This is a genomic window from Lysinibacillus sp. UBA5994 (assembly GCF_002429725.1).
GTDB classification, from domain to species: domain Bacteria; phylum Bacillota; class Bacilli; order Bacillales_A; family Planococcaceae; genus Lysinibacillus; species Lysinibacillus capsici.
This window is the reverse complement of sequence record NZ_DJAU01000057.1, coordinates 20119-45290: the sequence shown is the minus strand read 5'-3', so window position 1 is coordinate 45290 and position 25172 is coordinate 20119. Positions and strand designations below refer to the sequence as shown.

The 25172-nt window shown below is 36.1% G+C and carries 24 protein-coding genes; 20 read left to right on the top strand and 4 right to left on the bottom strand.

Features of this window, described 5'->3' with window-relative positions:
• Positions 1 to 110: 110 nt before the first annotated feature.
• From putP to B3D98_RS19000, 12 genes are all read left to right on the top strand, one after another.
• Positions 111 to 1598, top strand: coding sequence for a sodium/proline symporter PutP (gene putP / locus B3D98_RS19055; protein WP_269897941.1), 1488 nt, complete (start codon positions 111 to 113; stop codon positions 1596 to 1598).
• Between the two features lie 133 nt (positions 1599 to 1731).
• The gene (gene hflX / locus B3D98_RS19050; RefSeq protein WP_066038006.1) at positions 1732 to 3018 is read left to right on the top strand and encodes a GTPase HflX; all 1287 of its coding nucleotides are present in this window, start codon (positions 1732 to 1734) and stop codon (positions 3016 to 3018) included.
• A gap of 400 nt (positions 3019 to 3418) precedes the next feature.
• Complete coding sequence (locus B3D98_RS19045; protein WP_048394189.1) at positions 3419 to 4906, top strand: peptide MFS transporter; 1488 nt, start codon at positions 3419 to 3421, stop codon at positions 4904 to 4906.
• Positions 4907 to 5110: 204 nt separating this feature from the next.
• Entirely contained in the window at positions 5111 to 6256 is a 1146-nt protein-coding gene (locus tag B3D98_RS19040; protein ID WP_048394190.1) for a M20 peptidase aminoacylase family protein, read from the top strand.
• Positions 6256 to 7080, top strand: coding sequence for a GNAT family N-acetyltransferase (locus B3D98_RS19035; RefSeq protein ID WP_066038007.1), 825 nt, complete (start codon positions 6256 to 6258; stop codon positions 7078 to 7080). The genes B3D98_RS19040 and B3D98_RS19035 overlap by 1 nt, the downstream gene beginning before the upstream one ends.
• 21 nt (positions 7081 to 7101) lie before the next feature.
• On the top strand, positions 7102 to 8208 hold the full coding sequence (menC, locus tag B3D98_RS19030; RefSeq protein WP_288585292.1) for an o-succinylbenzoate synthase: 1107 nt from the start codon (positions 7102 to 7104) through the stop codon (positions 8206 to 8208).
• A gap of 50 nt (positions 8209 to 8258) precedes the next feature.
• The gene (locus B3D98_RS19025) at positions 8259 to 9311 is read left to right on the top strand and encodes a hypothetical protein (RefSeq protein ID WP_288585289.1); all 1053 of its coding nucleotides are present in this window, start codon (positions 8259 to 8261) and stop codon (positions 9309 to 9311) included.
• A 284-nt stretch (positions 9312 to 9595) separates the two neighbouring features.
• The gene (locus B3D98_RS19020) at positions 9596 to 10546 is read left to right on the top strand and encodes an ABC transporter permease (RefSeq protein WP_048394199.1); all 951 of its coding nucleotides are present in this window, start codon (positions 9596 to 9598) and stop codon (positions 10544 to 10546) included.
• Positions 10539 to 11492: an iron chelate uptake ABC transporter family permease subunit gene (locus tag B3D98_RS19015; protein WP_004231949.1), complete on the top strand. Its 954-nt coding sequence runs from the start codon at positions 10539 to 10541 to the stop codon at positions 11490 to 11492. The genes B3D98_RS19020 and B3D98_RS19015 overlap by 8 nt, the downstream gene beginning before the upstream one ends.
• Complete coding sequence (locus B3D98_RS19010) at positions 11489 to 12250, top strand: ABC transporter ATP-binding protein (RefSeq protein ID WP_048394201.1); 762 nt, start codon at positions 11489 to 11491, stop codon at positions 12248 to 12250. The genes B3D98_RS19015 and B3D98_RS19010 overlap by 4 nt, the downstream gene beginning before the upstream one ends.
• 61 nt (positions 12251 to 12311) lie before the next feature.
• On the top strand, positions 12312 to 13337 hold the full coding sequence (locus B3D98_RS19005; protein WP_054549615.1) for a siderophore ABC transporter substrate-binding protein: 1026 nt from the start codon (positions 12312 to 12314) through the stop codon (positions 13335 to 13337).
• 1 nt (position 13338) lies between these two features.
• Positions 13339 to 13653: an antibiotic biosynthesis monooxygenase family protein gene (locus B3D98_RS19000; protein ID WP_048394205.1), complete on the top strand. Its 315-nt coding sequence runs from the start codon at positions 13339 to 13341 to the stop codon at positions 13651 to 13653.
• Positions 13654 to 14305: 652 nt separating this feature from the next.
• Here the strand turns inward: B3D98_RS19000 and B3D98_RS18995 are convergent.
• On the bottom strand, positions 14306 to 14851 hold the full coding sequence (locus B3D98_RS18995; RefSeq protein ID WP_103118905.1) for a hypothetical protein: 546 nt from the start codon (positions 14849 to 14851) through the stop codon (positions 14306 to 14308).
• Positions 14852 to 15191: 340 nt separating this feature from the next.
• On the opposite strand from B3D98_RS18995, the gene B3D98_RS18990 reads away from it, so the two are divergent.
• From B3D98_RS18990 to zupT, 8 genes are all read left to right on the top strand, one after another.
• Positions 15192 to 16094 carry a polyprenyl synthetase family protein gene (locus B3D98_RS18990; RefSeq protein WP_048394209.1) on the top strand — a complete coding sequence of 301 codons (903 nt, stop codon included), beginning with the start codon at positions 15192 to 15194 and terminating at the stop codon, positions 16092 to 16094.
• A 12-nt stretch (positions 16095 to 16106) separates the two neighbouring features.
• On the top strand, positions 16107 to 16265 hold the full coding sequence (gene comX, locus B3D98_RS18985; protein ID WP_048394211.1) for a competence pheromone ComX: 159 nt from the start codon (positions 16107 to 16109) through the stop codon (positions 16263 to 16265).
• Positions 16266 to 16270: 5 nt separating this feature from the next.
• The gene (locus tag B3D98_RS18980) at positions 16271 to 18559 is read left to right on the top strand and encodes a sensor histidine kinase (protein ID WP_231595687.1); all 2289 of its coding nucleotides are present in this window, start codon (positions 16271 to 16273) and stop codon (positions 18557 to 18559) included.
• On the top strand, positions 18543 to 19154 hold the full coding sequence (locus B3D98_RS18975) for a response regulator transcription factor (RefSeq protein ID WP_225341057.1): 612 nt from the start codon (positions 18543 to 18545) through the stop codon (positions 19152 to 19154). Before B3D98_RS18980 ends, B3D98_RS18975 begins: the two co-directional genes overlap by 17 nt.
• Positions 19155 to 19576: 422 nt before the next feature.
• Positions 19577 to 20476 carry a hypothetical protein gene (locus B3D98_RS18970; RefSeq protein ID WP_048394215.1) on the top strand — a complete coding sequence of 300 codons (900 nt, stop codon included), beginning with the start codon at positions 19577 to 19579 and terminating at the stop codon, positions 20474 to 20476.
• Between the two features lie 39 nt (positions 20477 to 20515).
• Entirely contained in the window at positions 20516 to 20647 is a 132-nt protein-coding gene (locus B3D98_RS18965; protein ID WP_255349868.1) for a hypothetical protein, read from the top strand.
• Positions 20648 to 20732: 85 nt separating this feature from the next.
• Entirely contained in the window at positions 20733 to 21341 is a 609-nt protein-coding gene (locus B3D98_RS18960; RefSeq protein ID WP_048394216.1) for a phosphatase PAP2 family protein, read from the top strand.
• A gap of 157 nt (positions 21342 to 21498) precedes the next feature.
• On the top strand, positions 21499 to 22308 hold the full coding sequence (gene zupT / locus B3D98_RS18955; RefSeq protein ID WP_016992734.1) for a zinc transporter ZupT: 810 nt from the start codon (positions 21499 to 21501) through the stop codon (positions 22306 to 22308).
• Between the two features lie 55 nt (positions 22309 to 22363).
• Here zupT and B3D98_RS18950 read toward each other — a convergent pair whose 3' ends face one another.
• The 3 genes from B3D98_RS18950 to thrC form a co-directional block, all read right to left on the bottom strand.
• Complete coding sequence (locus tag B3D98_RS18950; RefSeq protein WP_048394218.1) at positions 22364 to 23050, bottom strand: MtnX-like HAD-IB family phosphatase; 687 nt, start codon at positions 23048 to 23050, stop codon at positions 22364 to 22366.
• Between the two features lie 99 nt (positions 23051 to 23149).
• Positions 23150 to 24064 carry a homoserine kinase gene (gene thrB, locus B3D98_RS18945; RefSeq protein ID WP_288585270.1) on the bottom strand — a complete coding sequence of 305 codons (915 nt, stop codon included), beginning with the start codon at positions 24062 to 24064 and terminating at the stop codon, positions 23150 to 23152.
• Entirely contained in the window at positions 24061 to 25113 is a 1053-nt protein-coding gene (thrC, locus tag B3D98_RS18940) for a threonine synthase (RefSeq protein WP_004231969.1), read from the bottom strand. Before thrC ends, thrB begins: the two co-directional genes overlap by 4 nt.
• Positions 25114 to 25172 lie beyond the last annotated feature (59 nt).

Here is a 25172-nt window from a genome sequence, read left to right as displayed (position 1 = left end):
TTTAATAAAAATTCCGAGTATTTATAGGTTGAATTGTATATTCGTGGTATCTTAAATACAGTAATTCTTTTTAAATTGGTGATACTAAGGATTAATAAGGAGGAGAAAATATGTCGGATAACATGTATCAATTATTAGCGATTGTTATTTATATGATCGCCATGCTAGCAATTGGCTGGTATGCATTTGTTAAAACATCTAATTTAACAGATTATATGCTTGGCGGTCGTTCCTTAGGTCCAGCGGTTACTGCGCTAAGTGCGGGTGCTGCGGATATGTCTGGCTGGCTCCTAATGGGCTTACCAGGTGCGATATTTTTATCAGGTCTTGTGGAGGCTTGGATTGCAATTGGATTAACAATAGGAGCTTACCTAAACTGGCTACTTGTGGCACCACGTTTACGGGTATATACACAGGTTACAAATGATTCCATTACTATTCCAAGTTATTTGGATAATCGATTACGTGATCATACGAAGCTTATTAGAATTGCTTCAGGTATCATCATCCTCATATTCTTTACATTTTATGTATCGTCAGGAATGGTAGCAGGGGGCAAGTTTTTCGATAGTTCATTTGGTTATGAATACCATACAGGCTTATTAATTGTGTCAGCTGTAGTTGTAGCATACACTCTTTTTGGCGGATTTTTAGCGGTAAGTTATACAGACTTCTTACAAGGTCTTATTATGTTTTTAGCACTTATTATGGTACCGCTATTTGGTTTATTTGTAACAGGTGGTATAGGTGAAACCATTTCATCTATTAAATCTGTTGATCCAGATCTTCTAAATTTATTACCAGCCACTGCGACAGCAGCAGGGATCATTTCTTCAGTTGCTTGGGGATTAGGCTATTTTGGACAGCCTCATATTATCGTCCGCTTTATGGCGATTAGTTCCGTTAAAGAAACGAAGCAAGCTCGACGCATTGGTATTGGCTGGATGATGTTAAGCTTATTTGGAGCTATTGGAACTGCCTTGGTGGGTGTAGCCTATTATCAGCAAAATGCTGGTGAGCTAAAAGACGCTGAAACAGTATTTATTGTACTTGGTCAGATTTTATTCCATCCATTTATAGCAGGTATTATGCTGGCGGCTATTTTAGCAGCTGTTATGAGTACAATTTCTTCTCAATTAATCGTAACTTCTTCAGCACTTGTAGAGGATATTTATAAAGCATTATTTAATAAAACAGCAGACGATAAGCATTACGTTTTTGTTGGGCGTATGGCTGTATTAGTTGTTGCAATTATTGCAGCAATTCTAGCGTGGAATCCAGATAGTTCTATCTTAAGCTTAGTTGGCTTTGCTTGGGCAGGATTCGGTGCAGCCTTCGGACCTGTTATTTTACTTTCTTTATATTGGAGAAGGTTAACGAACTACGGAGCACTTAGCGGAATGGTAACAGGGGCTGCAACTGCGTTTATTTGGGGTAAAGTAGATGCTTTATCAAGTGCGTTGTACGAAATTGTTCCTGGCTTCATTGTTTGTTTAATTGTTGCGGTTGTTGTCAGTATACTGACATATAAACCAAATAAAGAAATTGAAGAAGAGTTCACACGCTCAGAAGCCCTGCTAAAAGAAGAAAGAAAATAGTTGAGATGCGCCTTTACATGAGGCGCATTTTTTAGGAAAGTTAACGATGATCTTCAAATACGAAAAAGGGTATATTATGGTAAGATGAAGAAAATTTGTCGTAGCGACACCAAGCTTTGGTGGGAGGTTTCTAATGGATAGAATTAAGGAAGTTGATGTATTAATTGAAAAGGCCATACTAGTTGGCGTGAATTTACGAAATGATGAGCACTTTGACTATTCTATGGAAGAGTTACAAAATTTAGCTGAGGCCTTGCATGTAGAAGTGGTTGGGACTGTCACGCAAAATTTGGAACGTGTGACACCTTCCCATTATGTGGGTACAGGTAAAATAGAAGAAATCAAAAATTTTTATGAAGAAGCACAAGCAAACCTCGTGATTTTTAATGATGAACTGTCTCCTTCGCAAATCCGTAATTTGGAGCGTGATTTAGCAACGAAGGTCATTGATCGAACAATGCTTATTTTAGATATTTTTGGAAGGCGCGCAAAAACACGTGAAGCCCAAATGCAGGTGGAATTAGCACAGCTTCAATATATGCTACCTCGTTTAGTGGGTTTGCATGCCTCTTTAAGCCGTCAGGGTGGAGGTACTGGGGGAGGCTTTAAAAACCGTGGTGCTGGTGAGACAAAGCTGGAATTGGATCGACGAAAAATTGAAGATCAAATTGCTAAAATTAAAAAGGATCTAGAGCACGTTAAGGAACAGAGAGAAACGCAGCGTAAACAGCGTCGTAAAAACGCTCTTCCAGTTGTATCGATTGTAGGCTATACAAATGCTGGGAAATCAACGATTATGAATCAACTGCTTACACAAATAGGACAAGAAGAGCACAAACAAGTCTTTGAGAAGGATATGCTTTTTGCTACCCTTGAAACTTCTGTTCGTCAGATTGAACTACCTGATAAGAAGACCTTTTTACTGACAGACACTGTAGGCTTTGTTAGTAAATTACCTCACCATTTAGTGAAGGCATTTCGCTCCACTTTGGAAGAGGCGCGAGATGCGGATCTTTTACTCCACGTGGTGGATGTTTCGAATACAGAGCACGGATTTATGATGGATGTAACGAACGAAACACTTAAAGCAGTTGGTGTTGAGGACATTCCTACAATCTATGTATACAATAAAGCAGATATAGCAGATGTTCCATATCCTGTGGTAAGTGGAGATAATATTTGGATTTCAGCAAAGCAGGGGGTTGGTTTAGAAGAATTAGTACAGCTAATTCGTCAACACATCTTCTCGCATTACGTAACGTGTGAAATGTTAATACCTTATGATCATGGGAACGTTGTTTCTTATTTAAATGAGAATGCCTCTGTTTTTAATACAGCCTATGAAGAGGGTGGGACATTATTGTCTCTTGAAGTAAAAGCAGCAGATTACGCAAAGTATCAGCACTATGTAATTAATTAAAAAATGTACTTCCCAAAGCATGCCAAAAGATTTTTGGCATGCTTTTTGTGATTAGAGGGAATAGTAGAATCTAGAACAAAGGTAAAACATGTAGTCAAGAAATTGTATTAATTTTCAAGTAAAGTAAGGAATCTGAATTTTAAATATTTTAGAATAATTCATTGTAAATTTAAAAATCTTTTAGGTATAAAGTGTGAGAAAACTTAGATATATCAAAGGATTTAATAATTTATCTAATAATCAATCAGAATTTATAGAAAAATGACAAATTTTCAACATTTTTTAAAACTCTTGCTAAAGTGTATAAAACGCTTTAGTATGATGAAACAAAGTTTTTTTATCCTTATATTAGGGTAGTTGTGTTTTTGTAGAATAATTTTTTATTGGGAGAGGGTATTGTATGTCTAGTAAAGATGAAGTTGTAAAATCTGTCCCTCAAAATGGTTTTGTTGGACACCCTAAAGGGCTCTTTACTTTGTTTTTCACAGAATTTTGGGAACGTTTCTCGTACTATGGTATGCGAGCAATTCTTATCTTCTTTATGTATTACGAATTACATGACGGGGGCTTAGGTCTAGACCGCGGAACAGCAAACTCTATTATGGCCATCTACGGCTCACTTGTTTATATGTCTGGAATTATAGGTGGATGGATTGCCGACCGAGTTTTAGGAACACGAAAAACCATTTTTTATGGTGGCGTGTTAATTATGATTGGTCATTTACTGCTAGCATTGCCTGGTGGTGTGAGCATGTTATTTGCTTCCATGGCATTTATCGTTATGGGTACTGGTTTATTAAAACCGAACGTTTCAAGTATTGTTGGGGACATTTATGCTGAAACAGATAGCCGTCGTGATGCAGGTTTTTCTATTTTCTATATGGGTATTAATATGGGAGCATTTATTGCACCTTTTATTGTCGGAACAATTGGACAAAAATATAGCTTCCACCTTGGTTTTGGTTTAGCGGGTCTAGGTATGTTTATTGGTTTAATTGTTTATAAATTAACAGAGAAAAAATATTTAGGCTTAGCGGGCTTACAAGTAAACAACCCATTAAAGCCTGAAGAACGTAAAAAAGTCTTTACGCAATTCGGAGTTGCAGCTTTACTTATTATCATCTTGGGTGCTATCGGTATTAAAACTGGTACTTTAACAATGAATGTATTTAGTTTAATCATCACAGCTCTAGGTGTATTAATTCCAACTGCATTCTTTATTTATATGTATCGCAGTAAAAAAACAACAAAGGATGAAAAGTCTCGTCTACTTGCTTATATTCCTTTATTTTTATCAGCTGTAATGTTCTGGGCTATTCAAGAACAAGGAGCAACTATTTTAGCGACTTATGCAGATGAGCGTACACAGCTAAGTTTTGGTGGTATTCAGCTTCAATCTTCTTGGTTCCAGTCATTGAACCCATTATTTGTTATTACAATGGCACCATTATTTGCGATGCTATGGCTTAAATGGGGAGACAAGCAGCCAACAACACCACGTAAGTTCTCATATGCATTGTTCTTTGCGGGTCTATCGTTCTTAGTGATGATGATTCCAGCACACCTGTCTGGTGGAGATACATTAGTGAGTCCTTTATGGTTAGTATTGTCATTCTTCTTAGTGGTTGTTGGTGAGTTATTATTATCACCAGTTGGTCTATCTGCCACAACGAAATTGGCACCACAGGCATTCGCAGCGCAAACGATGTCTTTATGGTTTTTAACAAGTGCGGCAGCACAAGCAATTAATGCGCAATTAGTTAAGGTCTATGAAGTTGTAAGCGAATTCACATACTTTGGTTTCTTAGGTACCTTATCTATTGTAGTCGGGATTATTATATTGGTGCTTTCACCAATTATTTCAAAAGCGATGAAGGGTATTAATTAAATGAAAGATGCAAGTACAGTTATTAAAAAAACTGTACTTGCATCTTTTTTTGTATCTAAATAAAAGTCTATCTAAGAGGCTGAGAGCGAAATATATTATCGTAAGTAGTTATTTTGTTGAATGTGGGTATAAGTTTCTATGTAGAAAATTATCATTTTCGTTATAATAATTTTAATAATATGAAAATTTAAGGGGTTGGAATCTATGAAGGAAGAGTTAGATTATTTGAGGCCAAGATTAATGGAGATTTTTACGTATTTACATGCAAATCCAGAAATCAGCTGGCATGAAGTAGAAACCACCAATTATATAGTGGAGCTATTAACGCAGGAAGGCTTTTCCCCTAAACGATTTAAAAATTCCACAGGATTATATGTTGATGTAGGCAAAGGTAACCCCAAAGTAGGACTAAGAACAGACATAGATGCCTTATGGCAAGAAGTAGATGGTCATTTCCGTGCGAATCATTCATGTGGACATGACGGTCATATGACGATGGCCATTGGTACACTATTACTTTTAAAAGAACTACAGCAATCTATTAATGGTACAATCCGCGTTATTTTCCAACCTGCTGAAGAAAAAGGAACTGGAGCGTTATCTGTATTAGAAGAAGGTGTTATTGATGACTTAGATTATTTATTTGGTGTCCATGTAAGACCTGTTCATGAGCTAGAGGACGGCACTTATTGTGCAGCCTTATATCATGGTGCCTCTCGTTTACTTGAAGGCGAAATTATCGGAGAGGATGCTCATGCTGCAAGACCGCACCTAGGTATTAATGCCATTGAAGTAGGTGCAACAATCATCGAAGATTTGCGAACCATTCATACAGATCCTATGGTTCCTGTATCTGTAAAGATGACGAAATTCCATGCTGGGGGAGATTCGGGCAATATTATCCCAGGTAATGCCTCATTTACGATTGATATTCGTGCACAACAAAACAAGGTGATGGACGATTTAGCACAAGGCGTAAAGCGTGTGATCGATTCCTCTAAATTGTTGCATAAAGTACAAATTGAATTACGTACGGTGGCCAATATCGTAGCTGCTGAAGTTGATACAAGTGCTCAATATTTAATGGAGCAGGCAATTATACAGGCTGCTGGATTATCAAATTTAAGAAAGCCTGTTCATACACCTGGAGGAGAGGATTTTCACCATTATGCTGTACAACGGCCGCATTTAAAAACAACCATGCTGGGCTTGGGTTGTGGATTAACACCAGGCTTGCATCATCCGAAAATGAAATTTAAACAAGCAAGACTTGTCACGGGAGTGGAGATACTTACAAGAGCAGTTTTATTAGCTTTGGAGTCAGGGCATAAAAAGGAGGCGTCAGCGTAATGTTAGAGCAAGTGCGAATTCACAAAGTAACGACACCGAAAGAAATTGCAGAGATCCAAAAATTAAATGCTGAAATATGGGGCAGTCAAGCAATCCCCTCCCATCAATTACTAGCTGCTGTACAAAATGGGGGAATCGTATTAGGAGCGTATTTAGAAGAAAAGCTAATTGGCTTTAACTATTGCTTCGTTGGCTATCGGAATAGAGAAATGTACTTACATTCGCACATGATTGGTGTAGAAAAAGCATATCGTGAACAAGGTGTGGGTGAATTATTGAAGCATGCCCAACAAGAATATGCAAAAGAGCATGGTTTTCAACTTGTCCGCTGGTTAATTGACCCATTAGAGGCGCGTTTAGCGAATCTAGCATTTCTAAAACTGAACGCCACTAGTTATCAATATGAAAATGATTATTATGGTCCACTTCGAGATGACTTTAATGAAGGACTACCTTCAGATAGACTTGTCGTTGAATGGTGGATCGAGCGTGATCAAATGGCAGATAGCCTTGATGAATTAGAAGAAGTAGCACAGGAAATTGTACCTTGGACATTAACAGTAGACGGATTACCAGTTCTAGATGTAGAAAATACATTTCAGTTAAATCAATCTTTTTATAAAGATGCCTATCTTTTACCGATCCCTCAATCTCTACAGAAAATGAAAGTGGAAAGTCCAAAACTTGCAGAGGACTGGCGTTATAAAATTCGCACAATCTTAACAACATTATTTAACCAAGATTATGCCATCGTACGCATGAAGAAACATCCAGAATATGTTCATAGCTATCTGTTAGTCAGACGCTCCTTATTAGCTTTATAATAATGATAAGGAGTGAACAATGTGAGATTAGAAAAGATTACATTAAGGCATTTAAAAATGCCTATGAAAGCACCATTTACTACGAGTTTTGGCACAGTTGATGAAAAGGAAATGTTACTGATAGAAGCAAAAGATGAATCAGGGACGACGGGGTGGGGAGAAACTGTTGCTTTTGTAGCACCATGGTATACGGAAGAAACATTAAAGACAACATGGCATATGCTACAAGATTTTTTGATACCCATCTTGTTACATAAAAAGATTGGGCATCCAGATGAGGTAACCTCATTATTTGCACCTATTCGGCGAAACTGCATGGCGAAAGCTTCAATTGAGGGTGCTGTATGGGATATCTATGCTCAGCAAACAAAGCAATCACTTGCACAGGCGTTAGGTGGTCAAAAACAACGTATTGAAGTAGGAGTCAGTGTGGGTATTCAACCCTCTATTGCTCAGTTAATTGCATTAATAAAAGGTCATATTGAAAAAGGCTACAAAAGGGTGAAGATCAAGATAAAGCCTGGAGAGGATGTAGAGATAGTACAGGCAATTCGTGCGGAATTTCCAAATTTACCCTTGATGGTTGATGCAAACTCTGCTTATACATTAGAGGATATAGAAATACTACAGCAGCTTGATGATTTTAATTTATTAATGATCGAACAACCATTAGCTACTGATGATATTGTCGATCATGCAGCATTACAGAAAAAGTTAAAAACGCCTATTTGCTTAGATGAAAGCATCACATCATATGAGGATGCCAGACGAGCAATTGAACTTGGAAGCTGTGGTGTCATAAACATCAAGATTGGACGAGTAGGTGGTTTAACGGAAGCAATACGAATCCATGACCTATGTAAAGCAAACCATATTCCAGTTTGGTGTGGTGGTATGTTAGAGGCTGGAATTGGACGAGCACATAATGTTGCCTTAACGTCTCTTAGTCAATTTATTTTACCTGGCGATACAGCAGGTTCTAGTCATTATTGGTACGAGGATATCATTGATCCTGAAGTAAAAGTTAAAGATGGTTATATTGAGGTACCCCAGTCGGTAGGTATTGGTTATAAGCCTAATATGGCTGTTATTGATAAATTAACAATTAGCAAAGAAATCTATCAATAAGGGAGTACTTAGTCGATCATTTAGTATAAGGAAAACGAGGAGAGAACTGATTGAAAAAAAGCTTGCAAATCGGTGGTGCCTATGTGGGGATTATCGTTGGAGCAGGATTTGCATCAGGGCAGGAAATTGTCCTTTATTTTACAAGCTATGGCTTTAAAGGAATATATGGAGCATTGTTAGCTATGGTTGGTTTCTCAATTGTTGGAATGTGTGTTGCTCAAGTGAGCTCTAAGCTTCGCACATCGTCCCATAAGGATTTGATTTATCAAATTTCAGGGAATACTATGGGCTTTGTCTTGGATTTAGTGCTATCACTCTTTTTATTTGGTGTAGCTGTCATCATGTTTGCTGGCGCTGGTGCAACATTTCAGCAAATGTTTGGACTGCCTTTTTGGCTAGGGAGTATTTGTATGATCTTGCTTACAGTAGCCACTGTCATGATGGATGTGAAAAGCATCATTAATATTATTGCACTAGCAACCCCCTATCTACTAACCGTTGTCTCCATCATCGCTATCTATGCTATTGCAACGATGGATTTTACCTTTGCAGAGCAAGCTGTTATTGCTCAACAGGCTCAAATAAGTGAGAAAAGTTGGTGGGTAACGGCTTTATTGTACATGTCGTTCAATGTAGGGGTTAGCTTCTCTTTACTGACTGTTATGTGTGGATCCATACGCAATCATAAGGTAGCTGGCATGGGTGGTATAATTGGTGGGATTTTGTTAGGTGCTTTAATCTTACTTGTGAATTTCTCCCTTTTAGCAAAGATGAATATCATTGTTGGATTAGACATTCCGATGCTAGCGTTAGCGAATGAAATTCATCCGATTGTTGGAGTATTAATGACTATTTCTCTTTTGGGAATGATTTATAATACGGCAGTAGGGATGCTATATTCCTTTATGGTAAGGTTTTTCGAGCCTAGTAGAGCAAGCTTTAGGATTGCAGTTATATTTATAGGTGGTCTCGGTTTTCTAGCAAGTCTTGTAGGGTTTACAACGCTAGTAGCTAAACTATATGCAGTGATGGGCTATGTTGGGTTAGTATTAATCATATTCATTATTTCTGCATGGTTAAGAGGCACTAAAAAAATTATCTAATATAGAAATGGTAATTGAGGGATAGATTTTATTCTCAATTACCTTTTTATTTGGATAAAAATATTGTAGAAATAGTGAATTATTTCTGTTGATTAATTTACGGTAATGCTGATATTTCGTTAATTTGGCATATTTTTTAGTTAATCATTAATAAAACGAGAATAATTCTCATTTGCTGGTTGACTGAGAATAAAATCATGCTTATAATGGAAATCGTGAGTAATGATAATCATTTTCACTAATAAGTGAGTTACACACAAAAATGAAATCTACCGGGGATTACTATGAAAATAAGATATCTTTTAACAGCAACTGTTTTGCTGTCTATTGTGTCGCTCTTTATCGGAGTAGTAGATATTAAGCCTAGCGACCTATTAGACTTCCAATCAGAAGAAGCTAGACTATTTTTAATTAGTCGTGTACCTAGACTTGTTGCAATCTTGCTAGCGGGTGCAGGTATGAGTATTGCTGGTTTAATTATGCAAAGCTTAAGTAGGAATAAATTCGTTTCACCAACAACAGCTGGTACATTAGATGCCACACGGTTGGGTGTATTGATTTCCATGATGTTCTTTACGAACGTTACGTATTTCCAAAAAATTTCCTTCGCTTTCATATTTGCTTTAGCCGGCACATTACTATTTATGCAAATATTAAACCGAATTAAGTTTAAAGATGCGATTTTTATACCGCTTATTGGCTTAATGTTTGGGAATATTTTGTCCTCTGTTACAACATTCTTTGCATATAAGGCGAATATTATCCAAAACATTTCTGCATGGTTACAAGGAGATTTCTCATTAATCATGAAAGGCCGTTACGAACTGTTATACGTAAGTGTACCAATACTCATTTTAGCTTACATTTACGCAAATCGTTTTACAGTAGCTGGGATGGGAGAGGATTTTGCAAAAAATCTTGGTCTATCCTATAAATTTGTAGTCAATTTAGGCTTGGTGTTGGTAGCTCTTATCTCCACGACAGTGGTGTTAACAGTCGGTATCATTCCATTTCTTGGTTTGATTATTCCGAACATTATTTCTCTGTTTAAAGGTGATAATCTGGCAAAAACCTTGCCGCACACAGCATTACTTGGTATGTCATTCTTGTTATTCTGTGATATTTTAGGACGAGTACTGATTTTCCCTTATGAAATACCAATAAGTATGACTGTTGGTGTAATTGGAAGTGCCATCTTCCTATTCATGTTGTTTAGGGGGAGAGCATATGCGTAATCGTACAAAAATGTTCATTTTACTAGGTCTCGCTGTTATAGCAGTTGTCCTATATTTATTTTGGGAACTCAATGGTAATTATCACTATGCTTTTCCACGCCGTGTCATAAAGGTTGTGGCAATGGCATTAACGGGTATAGCGATTGCCTATTCAACAGTAGTTTTCCAAACAATTACACATAATCGAATTTTAACGCCAAGTGTCATGGGTTTAGATGCTTTGTATATGTTAATTCAAACATGCATCTACTTCTTCTTTGGCTCTACATCCATATTAGTTATTAATATCTACTATAATTTTACGCTTGCAATTGGAGCGATGATTCTATTCGCTTTAATTTTTTACCGAGTATTGTTTAAAGAAGGAAAGCGACCGATTTATTTTTTACTGCTTGTTGGGATGATTGTTGGTACGTTCTTAGGAAGTATTACAACGTTCTTCCAAGTATTAATAGATCCGAATGAGTTTTTAGGCTTACAAAGTAAAATGTTTGCAAGTTTCAATAATGTTAATTCAGATTTAGTTTGGCTAGCAGGCGTTATCATTTTAATAACATTTATCTACGGTGCTCGTCATATGAATCAATTAGACGTCATGTCTTTAGGACGAGACACAGCTATAAATTTAGGTGTACCTTACGATAAGCTGGTACAACGTATGTTAATTTTAGCTTCAATTTTGATTGCTGTTTCAACAGCGCTTGTTGGTCCGATCACGTTCTTTGGTTTAATCGTTGCAAATTTATCATATCAGTATTTCAGAACATACAAGCATTCCATCTTAATTACTGGCTCCTGTGTAATGAGTGTTGTAGCTTTAGTCGGTGGACAGTGGATGGTTGAACGTTTATTTAGTTTCACTACTACACTTAGTGTCATTATTAATTTTGTGGGTGGGGTTTACTTCATCTACTTATTATTAAGAGAAAGTAGGTCAGCAGGATGATACAAGTCAAAGAAATTACAAAGTTTTTTGGTAAAAAACCTGTCGTTCAAGATGTAAGTGTTGATATTGTCTCAGGAAAAATCACATCGTTTATTGGACCCAATGGTGCAGGGAAGTCCACGCTACTTTCTATGGTGAGTCGTTTACTGAATGCAGATACTGGTGAAGTACTACTCGATAAGGCAGATGTACGTAGCTGGAAATCAGATGATTTCGCTAAACGTGTATCGATTTTAAAGCAATCAAACTTTATGAATGTTCGTCTAACGATTCGTGAGCTTGTATCTTTTGGCCGTTTCCCTTACTCAAAAGGACACTTAAAACCTGAAGACGAAGAAAAAGTGGATGAAGCTATTCGCTATATGAATTTAGAAGATATGCAACATAATTATTTAGATGAGCTTTCAGGTGGTCAACGTCAGCGTGCATTTATCGCAATGGTTATTGCCCAAGATACTGAATATATCTTACTGGACGAACCATTAAATAATTTAGATATGAAGCATTCTGTCCAGATTATGAAGATTTTACGTAAGTTGGTTGATGAGTTAGGCAAAACAGTGGTTATCGTTTTACACGATATTAATTTTGCTTCTGTTTACTCTGACCATATTGTTGCATTAAAAGATGGCCGTGTTGTTAAAAATGGTCCTACAAATGACATTATTAACTCACATGCATTGAAGGAAATTTATGATATGGATATTCCTGTTCAAGAGCAGGATGGCTGTCGAATTTGTGTTTATTTTAATTCGTAAAAATAGTCCAGATGATGAACATCTAACTATCAAATCATTTAATTAAAGGAGAAATTTCACAATGAAAAAATGGAAATTACTTACAGTATTAATGGCAATGATGCTATTAGTATTAGCTGCTTGCGGTTCGAAAGATGAAGCAAAAGAAGATGATAAAGGTACTTCAACTGACAAACCAGCTGAGGAACAAAATGAAGAATCATCAGTATATCCACTAACAATTCCAGGTAGCACAGTTGAAGGTCGTGACGGTAGTACAACATTTGAAGAAGTAACACTTGATAAAATGCCAGAAAAAGTTGTCGTTTTTGATAATGGTTTCTTAGATACATTAGATGCTTTAGGCGTTAATCCTACAGCAGTGGTACAAGACTCATTACCAGCATATTTAAGCAAGTTTAAAGATAGTACTTATGTAAACGCAGGTACATTATTCGAGCCTGATTATGAAAAATTATCTGAAATTAACCCAGATATTATTTTCATCTCTGGCCGTGCTTCAGCAGCTTATGCTGAATTATCTAAAATTGCTCCTACAGTATACATTGGTGTAGATAATACTAACTTCTTAGAGTCATTCAAAGCTAATACAGAATTAGCTGGTAAAATCTTTGGTAAAGAAAAAGAAGCGGCAGATGCAATTGCTGCATATGAAGCAAAAGTAGAAGAAGTAAAAGCTAAGGCTACTGCAACAGAAGAAAAAGCGTTAATCGTTTTAGGTAGTGAAGGTTCATTATCAGTATTCGGTCCTGGTTCACGTTTCGGTGTGATTCATGATGTATATGGTGTAAAAGCTGTAGCTGAAGCTAGTGGCTTCAAAATCGAATCACATGGTGATAATGCAAGCTTTGAATTTGTACGTGAGAAAAATCCAGATATCTTATTCGTTATTGACCGTGACGCTGTTGTAAATGAAAACGGTGAATCAGGTACAAAAGCTGCAATTGAAAACGAAATTGTAAGTGCAACAAACGCTGTGAAAAACGGTAAAGTATTCTACTTAGATCCAGAAATTTGGTACCTTTCAGGTGGCGGTTTACAATCAGAAACACAAAAAGCTGAAGATGTATTAAAGGCGTTCAACTAATATGTTTGTACAAATTAAACGTATTGTTGTGACAGAAGGGAATTCGGATAAGGTTGTGGAACGTTTTGGTGCTAAGCCAAATGGTCCCTCATTACTTGAACAACAACCTGGCTACATTGATAAGCAGGTACTTGTAAAGAAAGTTCGCCGCGGTGATGAAGAAGTGCTAGTGATGGTTCGTTGGGAATCAGAAGAAGCATGGAAAAATTGGGAGAAGAGTCCTGAGCATATTGCAGGCCATAAGGCAAGTGCAGGTAAACCGAAGCCTGATCATATCATTGAAAGCGGACAAGAAGTTTATTATGTAAAAGGTTAATCATCTAAAGGTGTCTCAAGGGATTGAGACACCTTTTCTTGTTGTTGAAAAAAGAATGTCACTAGCAGAAAAAGCCCTTTTAGCAAGGTGAGGGGTTGATTTCCGTTCCGCCAGCGTCCTTTCCAGGGGGCGTCCGATGAGCCGCTTCACTCACTTGCGCTCGCTCCAGGGTCTCCTCAGTGACGCTAAATCCCCTAGGAGTGACGCTGGCTCCACTCCAATCAACCATTCTGCAAAGTGTCTTTACTTTTTTCATAGTAGCATAACAATCAAATAGCCCATTATCTGTATTCTTAGAGGGGATAAGCTCTTATTTTCAATGTGGAGAAGTGATGCGTGACAACACCTCTTCATAAAGAGTAATGAACACCTTCACTTTATTTGAATACCTTTGCTAAAAAGCGGTTTATAGTGGTGGGCTACTGGACTACCATGGAATAGCGAGACAGGCAAAACTTTAAACGGAGCAGTAGCGGAGGAAGCGATTCGGCGCTCGCCTACAGGAAAGCAAGTAGCCTGCAACGGAAATTCATTTTCATCTTTTATAAAAATGCTATTGATTGCTTTGTTTATCAACACTATGTAGAGATGTCGTTTTATTACTCAAAAAGCAGGTCACAATCAGTGTGACCTGCTTAGCTAGGGGTATAGGTTAATGTGTAATAGATGGTTTTCTCCATTTACTAAATGTCGAATCCATATTAAAGGATATGGTGTTCTCATTAATGGACAAGCCTGAGATACTGGTATTACAGAGCTCATCCAAACTATCAGAATGATTGTTATTATTAGATGCATTAGCCGCTATTACTAGCCCTCTTGCATTAATAATTGTGTCATGTGGCGTTACATACACTATAGGGGAATCTATATTTAATCCAAAAGTGAAAGGATTGACTAATGACATAGTAGAAATACTTTCGTTTGATATTCTAATAATGCCATATTGCTCAATATAATAATCTCTTTTTTGTTGAAATGTATCCTCAAATCCAGGAATATCACTAATATATTTTGAATAGGGTGAAATATTTTTATATGCAGCCAGTGTATCTTGATAGGCTTTTACTTCAGATTGAATAATAATTTGTTCAATTCGTCGTTGATCATTGCTAGGCTGTTTAATTGTAATTTCTTCAGCTGAGACAGAGATATTACATGAAAAAGTAGCCGTAAGTATGAAAACAGTTTCATTCAATTTTAAGTCACTCCCAGTACAAAAAGATTTCATGTTCATCAATCTATCCTGACTTTATAAATATATTTTATTGCTAATCTAAGCGTAACATCTGTTAGAGCGCCATTTCAATGGTAAGTTTACGCCACTTTAATGGCGGTACTTGGTTCTCTACCGCCATTTTTTTAGTAATAATTAGCAAAAATCTGGCGTGATTTGCATGAATAACGCCATTTTTTGGCGGTCTCTCTCTTTATAAAGGAATTAATGGTATTTAATGTATTATAAAACGCTGTGACTAGTATTAATTCCCACTAATCTATATAATATCTAGTAATACACCAGATAGGAGAGAGGACTATTGAAGGATTTAGATGTACACATCAATGAATCATTAGACATCCTTATAGAAAATGAACTATTACTTGGACCAGAGCTAAAATTAATGCTAAAAAGCTTTAAAGAAGAAAAAACAACAGTAGGTTTTTCCTTTGGTAAAATGTGTTTTTGGCATTATGAAGCATTTTCAAGTAGTATAAATCCAGATATCTACAAGGTAGCTGCTGCAATTGAACTTTTAATACTGTCTTTTGATATTATTGATGATCTGCAGGATAAAGATTCAGACTATAGTTGGAACAAAACACCTGAATTATCATTAAATGTTGCTTTAGCTATGCTGGTCATGGCATCTAAAACAATAGATGAAACCTCTTTTGAACATAAAAGAGCGGCTATAAAGCTAGTTGATGAATACGCATTAAAAAGTATAAATGGACAGCAATTAGACTTATTAAATAGTTGTCGCGATGAAGATTCCTATGTAAAAATGATTACCTTGAAATCCGGCTCATTAACAGCGATGGGTTGCTTGGTTGGCGAAGTACTTGCAAAAGGAGAAATATCTCAAGAAGTAGAGGAATATGGGAAATACATAGGGATCATCCAACAAATTAAAAATGATATTCAAAGCTTAAAGGAGTGGGGTCCTAAAAATGATCTGCTAAATAAAAGGTATTCTCTTCCTATTATTTATCTATTATCACAGAAAAATGATGTTTCAAAATCTGTTTCTAGCTATTATAATAATGATATAGTTACAGATTTGGATAATAATGCAACAGAAGACGCGTTGACAAATGGTGGGGCGATACGTTATGCCATTACCATAAAAAACGTCTATAAATTTAAAGCATTGAATTACCTGGAAAATGTAGCTATAAATCAGGTAGGTAGAGAATACCTACAAAAACTATTGAAATGAGGAGAGATAAGAATGATTAATGTAATCCAATATTTAGAGCAAAATCCAAGCCTAGTTGCACTATTAAAAGATCAAAAAGCCTCATTAGTTGGAATTTCATCTGTAGAGCAAACAGCAATTTTAGAAGCGTTTAACGGTGAAATGAATACAGAAAGTGATATTTGGAACTAAGAAAGTTGCGAAGTAAGTTGTTTTGGCCCGCTATAATTCTCTATTTAATTATTGGTTTTTATTTAAATTATGTGAATTATAGCGAGCCTTATATACAGATTGGGGTAGAAGAAGAGAATGACAAATGGGTCATTTCTCAACTTTATTATAAAGACTGGGCAGAGGGTCAAAATATTTCTGTTGGTGATGCAATTTTAACTGTAGATCATGAACCCATCAATGAATTAAATCAACTGAGATATAAATCTAAAATTTTATCAGCTAATGAAATAACAATACTGAAGCCCGATGGAGATCTAATCAATATACATATTAAGCATTTGGATATCCCTCAACAATTTATCTATGTATTAATCATTCCAGCTTGTTATTATTTATTAACATTATTTATAGCGTTTTATTTACATTTCAAACAAAGGAATACAAAATTAGCTGACTTACTAATTCTTTTTATGTTAACGGTTTCTTTGGCCTATGTAAGTAGTGGTGTCTCTGGTAGAATGGATACGATTGGCATTATCGTAAATCGAAGTAGTATGCTGTTATGTTTAGTTATACTGTTACATTTTTTGAGAAATTATTATTCATTTGTGAAAACAAATTGGGTGTTTACAAATAATATCAAGCTCTTTTATATACTTCCTTTCATAGCTTTTGTATTAGGATGTATGGGTACTATTTATCCTGCTTCAAATGATATTCTTTCCAATGTTATATTGGCTATTTTCTTTATTCTCCTAGTGATCATCCTTAGTATTTTATTAATAAGCTATTTTAAGTACAGCTCACCTCAGTTGAAGATTTTATTAAATAGTATATTAATTCCGTTTCTACCATTTCTTTTTTTATATGCACTCCCTAAAATTTTTTTTCATACGTATATACTTTCATCTGAGATAAGCTCATTATTTTTATTGCTTATACCCTTTAGCTTTATTTTTACGCAATTAGCAGAGAGATTATTTGATATTGAGTACCATATTACAAGATTACGTTATTATGTTATATTCTCTTTAATCTTTACTGTATGGTTTACAGTGGGACTATATTTTATTGCAGGGCGTTATTTAACCATGACGGTTATGTCAGGGGTATCTTTCTTTACATTTTCTTCATTAGTCATACTTTTTTACGTAAAAGAGAAGGTCGATTATCGCAAGCGGAAAATATTATTTTCCACAAAGGGTGACTATATTCATCAGCTATATACAGCCGTAGATAAAATTGGGAAAACAATTAAAATTGACGAACTTTTAGAAAAGTTTGCTTATGAGGTTTCCATGCATCTGGAGTTAGAGGATGTTTTTGTCTTAACATATAACTATGACAAAAATGAATTCATACCAATAGCTGGTGAAAGTATTACGATAGATCCTGACATAATGGAAGATATCAGATTAGGTGAAATACGCAAAATTGACAAAGTTTATATAGCATTCCTCCATCAGGATGCACATTTTAAAAGAGCTTTAGTGCTAGGGCATAATAATACGATTCATTTAAAAGATGAGGAGCTTTTATGGCTTGAACTGCTCTTATTATATGTAAATAATTTTATTGAAAATACCAAGATGGTGGAAGAACTGCTAGAGGAACTAAAGCATATGAAGCAAGCTGATGATGGTCAGTTACCATGGCTGAATAAGCTATTATGGCTAAGATTTGAAGAAGAAAAATACCAGTTAGCTCAAGAGTTACATGACACCAATTTACAGGAGCAACTTCATATAGCCCGCGAGGTGGATGTCCTAGTAAATGCAAAAAATACAACGGATATTCAAGAAAAGCTTGCGAAAATTCATAAACAAATGGTTGCATCCTTACATGAATTACGTACTTATTGTGAAAACCTAAAACCACCGTTATTAGATACATTAGGTTTAAATGCAGCTTTGGAAAAATTGATTCGGAAAGTTCAAGAAAGAGCTAACTTCGTGCTTATTTACACCATTGACCGCCTTTATTTAGAGGATGAGCGTATGAATTTAATGATTTATCGTTTATTCCAAGAGTTACTTAATAATGCGTTGAAGCATTCTTATGCAGCATCAGTTGAAATTCATTTAAAAGAAATGAACGATGGTTTCGAAATCATTTATAAAGATGATGGTGTAGGCTGTAATGTAGAGGACATTATAGTAGCCGAATCAATGGGCATTCAAGGTATGCAGGAGCGTGTAAAAGCGTTTAACGGACAATTTACTATTGACTCGAATATCAATGAAGGGATGTTTATTAGAATCATGGTGAAAGAAGGGAGTGAAACACTTGATTACGATGCTCATAGTGGATGATCACCCTATAGTGTTAGAGGGAACTAAAAATTTATTTCAAGAGAATGAAGATATTATCATCGATACGGAAAGTGATGCAACTTGTGTCATTCAAAGGATAAAGAATAAACCGTACGATATCTATCTAATAGATATCAATATGCCATTAGAAAATGGAATTAACCTAGCCCGTAATATCAAGGCTATTCAGTCAAATGCTTCAGTTATTCTTTACACAGGTGATGATATTACGGATTATTATCCACTCATTTTAGAAAGAAAAATAGAAGGTATTTTAGCTAAAACAGCTTCGAAAGAGCAAATATTAAGAACAGTAAGGGCAATTGCAAACGGTGAAATTGTTTTACCTAAAAATTTCTTAGATTTTCTGGATGATAAATTTAAACTGCAAGGTGCTAAAGATATTCACTTAAATGAAAAGGAAAAGAAAATTCTAAGACTCATTGCAGAGGGCCATACAAATAAAGCTATCGCTATTGAATTAAATATTCCTCAACGTACAACGGAAAGATATTTAACTCAACTCTTTTCTTTGTTAAATGTAGATTCACGAACAGAAGCTGTAAATCTTGCAGAGAGAATGAATTTACTCTAAACTATTTCTATGTTATACTGTTGGTATATTTTTCAATTAATAGGGGGCATTATGGGAATTAAATATCCTATATATTTCCTTAGTAAAATAAAACCATATCCCTGTACTAAATTACCTATAAAATATGATAGACACCGCCAAAAAAGTGGCGGTGTTTTTTTGTAACCGCCAAATCACGCCAAAAACTTGTCTGAATCACGCCAGAAAATTGGCGTAAACCCGAAGTTGAAATAACGGTATAACTACTGGTACGCTTAAATTAACAGTGGTTAAGTAGATTTGCTTTAGTGAGTAATATATAAATCATTTTATTAAATAAGCAGCCTGACTATCTATGAATAAAGTAGCGTTAGTAGATTGTAGAATGTTACTAGCTAGTCAATATACTTCACCATAAAACTTTATAAAGGTAGGCGTGTATTGTGAAAGTAGAACTTGAAAATTTGTTTTCCATAGATGAAACTAGTCAAGATCAAGTTATTAACGTTTATAATCGTCATGGTATTGCTATTGGTGCGCCTGAATTGAGAAAAAGAAACTTAAAAACTAAATTTAATCCTATTTTTACATTAAATGAAGATGTAACATACGAGCAGGTAACAGCTTTATATGAGTCATTAGAGCGTGAATTTGGAATCGTTTCAATTGGAGAACGTTTTTATTTTGAATTTTCAGATTTAGAGTATGAACGAGCACCATTATTTACTTTAAATTCAACAGGTAATTCACCAGAAATGTTCTTAGAAGATAAGGGGACACTATTTTCTTTGAGTACACATTGTAAGTGTTGTGGGCTCATGGATAAAGAGCAGTTATCACCAATAGTTATCGATACTACGCAGATGAAAGATCGTCATTTAGTGCATGTAAATGGTTATTGGGTAGCTTCTGAGGAACTAGTATCATTAATGAAAAGAGAAAAACTAGAAGGCTATGAGCTTTTAGAGGTGATCCATCAAGGTCCGGAAGAAGGCAAACAGCCAGCTTATCAAATTATTCCTATACAAATGCTCCCTGAGTGTAGTAAGGACAGGGTTAAATTATACTTTGCAACTGAGCAACCTCCGTGCAGTTGTGGTTTAAATGGTGTCATTAATGGTCCTGATATTTATCATCATGAAGATTTGGAAAACTTAAAAGGGGATGTTTTCTACTCAGCCGAGTGTAGTCATGATGGAAGATATCTATATAGAAAGACTTTGTTTAGTAAAAGATTTAGAGAAACTATTATAAAATATGGTATTTCACGTGAGGTTAGAGGAGAAAAGGATGCAAACTTTGGTCCAAAAGATTGGCTTTTTGATCCAGTGCTAATTAAGTAGTCAAATTTGGACTAGTAAAAGAATAAGGGAGTGTTTAGGATGTTTAGAAGAATACTACCTATAGTAGCCATTTTATTCATTGTTGCATTGGCCGTTTCCAATTACTTTAACAAACCAGAAGAAGAATCAGTCACTATTTATCAAGAGGTCAATGGTGTATACCTTTCTTAAAATGATGGCCTATATTTCATTCAGAAAAGATTTATTTGTGTTATGATGTGAAGGACATAGCATGAATGTTTTTTGAGGTGAAAAAATGAAAAAATGGGCATATCCATTAGCAGTCTTAACGTTAATTGTCTTTATTGTATTAAGAGCCACCTATCAAAGTCAGCTGATGAATACATTTGATGCAAAGATGGCAGAGCTTTTTTTTGGTAATCGATTTATTGAGATTTTTCATTATATAGGTGAGCCTAAATTTGTTGTTGCTGTTGCAGTAGTTTTAATGGTGTATTTAGCTTGGAAGGAAAAAAATTATCGAGGTATGCTATTTGTTGTCCTAACTTTTGCGGCAGGCAATGTTCTGAACCAATTGCTAAAAAAATGGGAGCAGCGTCCACGACCTGAAATTGAGGATCAACTGACATCCTTTAGTTTTCCATCTGGACATTCGATGACTGGTATACTTTATTTATTTACACTTGCTTATATTTTAGCGGAGAATAGTAGTAAAGGACGTAAAATCCTTCTGTGGCTTGGGGCAACAATTTTAATGGTGCTTATTGGTTTATCACGTATTGCAGGAGCTCGACATTTTGCTACAGATGTACTTGCTGGTTGGAGCATCGGCTATACTTGGTTTATCATCTGTGTCATTTGGTACGAACGTCGTAAACGTTTATTTCAATCTAATCATAAATAAAAAGACAGGCAGTATCTATTTCTATAATAGATACTGCTTTTTTACATTTTACCGAGACATTGTAAAGAATGATATTTGCCTCATAAAAAAGAATTGCGTATAGGAAACTTCTACGTTAAGATGAGTACAATAAGAAAAAGAGCAAAGGAAGAAGGGTATGGACGGAAATGTTTTACTGGCATTAGGATTAACTCTGTTTGCTGGACTTGCAACAGGTGTAGGTAGTTTAATAGCATTTTTTACATCAAGAACAAATACAAAATTTTTATCATTAGCATTGGGGTTTTCAGCAGGGGTGATGATTTATGTATCCCTTGTAGAAATATTTGTGAAAGCTAAAGATGCTTTAACCAATGCATTAGGTACAACTAATGGCTATTGGATGACAATCCTTGGATTTTTCGGTGGGATGTTGTTTATTGCCTTAATTGATAAATTCATTCCGAAGGCAACTAATCCTCATGAAGTAAAGCTGGTAGAGGATGTTAATGCCATCAAACCACAGGTTAATGAAGAACATTTGATGAAGATGGGCGTTTTTACAGCCCTGGCGATTGGCATTCATAATTTTCCTGAGGGGATCGCTACATTTATGTCAGCTATTAATGATCCGAATGTAGGAATTGCTATTGCCATTGCAGTTGCTATTCATAATATTCCAGAAGGCATTGCTGTATCTGTTCCTATTTTCTTTGCAACAGGTAATCGAAGGAAAGCCTTTAAATTATCCTTTTTATCAGGATTGGCAGAGCCTGTAGGTGCATTAGTAGCTTTTTTGCTTCTTATGCCCTTTTTAACAGATGTCATGTTTGGGATCGTTTTCGCTGGGGTTGCAGGGATAATGGTCTTTATTTCACTAGATGAATTGCTACCGGCTGCACAAAGATATGATGAAACACATTTGTCGATGTATGGTCTAGTAGGGGGAATGGCAGTCATGGCCATTAGCTTAGTATTATTAGCATAAGTAAGTAGGAAAAGGGAGACATCTTTGTAAAAGTGGCTCCTTTTTCTTTTTTCTATTAGCGTGTAACAACAGCTTCTTTTGACTCCACTAGCTCTTGTACTATTTTTAGACAATCATGAAATGTGGTAAAAGGTCTATATGGAACATGAAGCTCTTCACAGCGTTGGATAAGATGATCTCTAGCTAAAACAATATCTGCTAGTTTAGCTGCCTCAAAATCTGATAGAGAATCACCAATTACAATTTTATAATGATCCTCCTTGGCAACCTTCCGCATTACGCTTGGTTTACAGCAGCCGCATCCTTGTGTGTTGTATTTAGCGCATTCCTCATCGCAGCTATTTGGGTAGATCAATTCTATTTGTTTACCAGAGAAATCTGCTCTATTACAGTAAATGCCTGAAAAAGGACCAAATTTTTCAACTAAAGGCTCGATGAAAAAATCAACTCCGCCACTTACAATATAAAATGGAATATCGTTGTTTTGAGCATAGCGGGCAAAATCACCAAATCCCTCACGTATGACTGCCGACTCCATCAGGTATTGAATGACTTCATCTTTTTGATGAGTAGAAAGTAGGTGAAACATTGCTGATAGCCCATCTTTAAATGAAATGGTTTGTTCCATCATCGCTTGAGCAATTTTCTCAGATTCTTCTGGTACAAATTCAGTCATAAGTGAAAAGATGTTATCTGTTTCTGTTATCGTGCCATCGAAATCACAGAATATAATGGGTTTCAAAATAATTCCTCCTTAGGAAAGCGCGTATAAAAAGTTTAATTCTATACTTCTATAATATTAGTTTTATCCAATCTTGCTTTCAAGAAAAAACGCCTACTATTAAAGTAGACGTTTCACACATTCATTGACTTGTACACCATGTTCATCAGCATTTGTTAAAATAATTTGATGCTCTGGGAATTGCTTTTTCATTAATTCAACGAAGTCAGAGGCAATAGCAGAAGGAATAATAGAAATCATTGTTGGTCCAGCGCCACTTAGAGCAGTACCGTATGCACCGTTCGATTTTGCAGCCATACGAATTTCTTCATAAGCAGGAATTAGCTTTGCACGAAACGGTTCATGAAATAAATCTTCCTCCATATAACGCCCAGCACGTTCAAAATCTCGCGTCATTAAAGAAGCGGCTAACATATTTGCATTTGCTGAGGCATGAACAGCATAGGAACGGTTAAATTGCTCTGGTAAAACAGAACGGGATTCGCTTGTTTTTAATTCAACATCTGGTACATATACCACAAAGGAGGCATCGATATCATTGATGTGGAATGTATCGACTATGCCATTGTCATCCATCGAAGAAATCGTTAATCCTCCTAAAACTGAAGCAGTTGCGTTATCTGGATGTCCTTCAATTTGTGAAGATAGATTGAGTTTATCTTGAATTGTTAATTCCAGCTCGCAGACTTGGTTAGCAAGCTCAATACCTGCAACAATAACTGCTGCACTGCTGCCAAGTCCACGTGCCAATGGAAGTTCACTAGCCATCTCCACACGACAAGCCGGTAGCTGTTGACCATATAGATCTGCAGTTTTTTTAGCAATGACGTATAGTAAGTGTTCTTCAAGCTCAAACTCTTTAGGACCATTATCATCAAGATGAATAATTTCCCATTGTTCTTGCAAGGTAACAGAAAGCTGTAAGTAAAGAGACAAGCCAAGTCCTATTGAATCAAAGCCTGGACCTAAGTTGGCTGTGCTTCCAGGAACTGAGATTTGCCACATTTTACTCATAGTACACCCTCAATATATGCACGAATTTCTTCTTCATCGTTTTTAAGGGATACGACCTCTACAGTGGATACATTCATGGCTGTATCAGGATCTTTCAGGCCATTCCCTGTAAAGATTGTTACAACTTTGGCGCCTTGAGGGATTTTTCCATTTGCAACAGATTTCATAACACCAGCTAAAGAAGCAGCAGAGCCAGGCTCAACAAAAATGCCTTCTGTACTTGCGATTAATTTGTAGGCTGCTACAATTTCTTCATCTGTAACAGAATCAATGATACCACCAGATTCATCTCGAGCAGCTTCTGCCAATGTCCAGCTCGCAGGATTGCCAATACGAATGGCAGTTGCCACTGTCTCAGGATTAGCAATTGGCTCACCTTTAACGATTGCTGCAGCACCTTCAGCTTCAAAGCCATACATTTTTGGTAGACCACAATTTTTTGCAGCGTGATATTCTTTAAACCCTTTCCAATATGCAGTAATATTACCTGCGTTCCCAACTGGAATACACAAATAATCAGGTGCTGAACCTAAGGCATCTACGATTTCAAACGAAGCCGTTTTTTGACCTTCGATACGGTATGGGTTTACAGAGTTAACAAGTGCAACTGGTGTCGTTTCACTTACTTGGCGAACGATATTGAGTGCATCATCAAAGTTTCCATCAATTTCAATGATCTTTGCCCCATACATTGTTGCCTGTGCTAGCTTTCCAAGAGCAACTTTACCTTTTGGAATAACAACGATTGATTGGATGCCTGCACGAGTTGCATAGGCAGCCGCAGCAGCGGAAGTGTTTCCTGTAGAAGCGCAAATAACGCATTGACTTCCATCCTCGATAGCTTTTGCAACAGCAAATACCATTCCTCGGTCTTTAAATGAGCCAGTTGGATTTGCACCCTCAATTTTTCCGTAAAGCTCAATGCCTAGTTTCTTAGATAAATTCACTAAATGTATAAGAGGCGTATTGCCTTCGTTTAAAGTTAAAGCAGGTGTGTTTTCAGTTACGGGTAAAAATTGTTTATATTCTTCAATAAGGCCTTTCCACATAACGTAACGATCTCCTTTTGTTCTTATAGAAAGAACAGTTGTTTTTGTATAAAAGACAT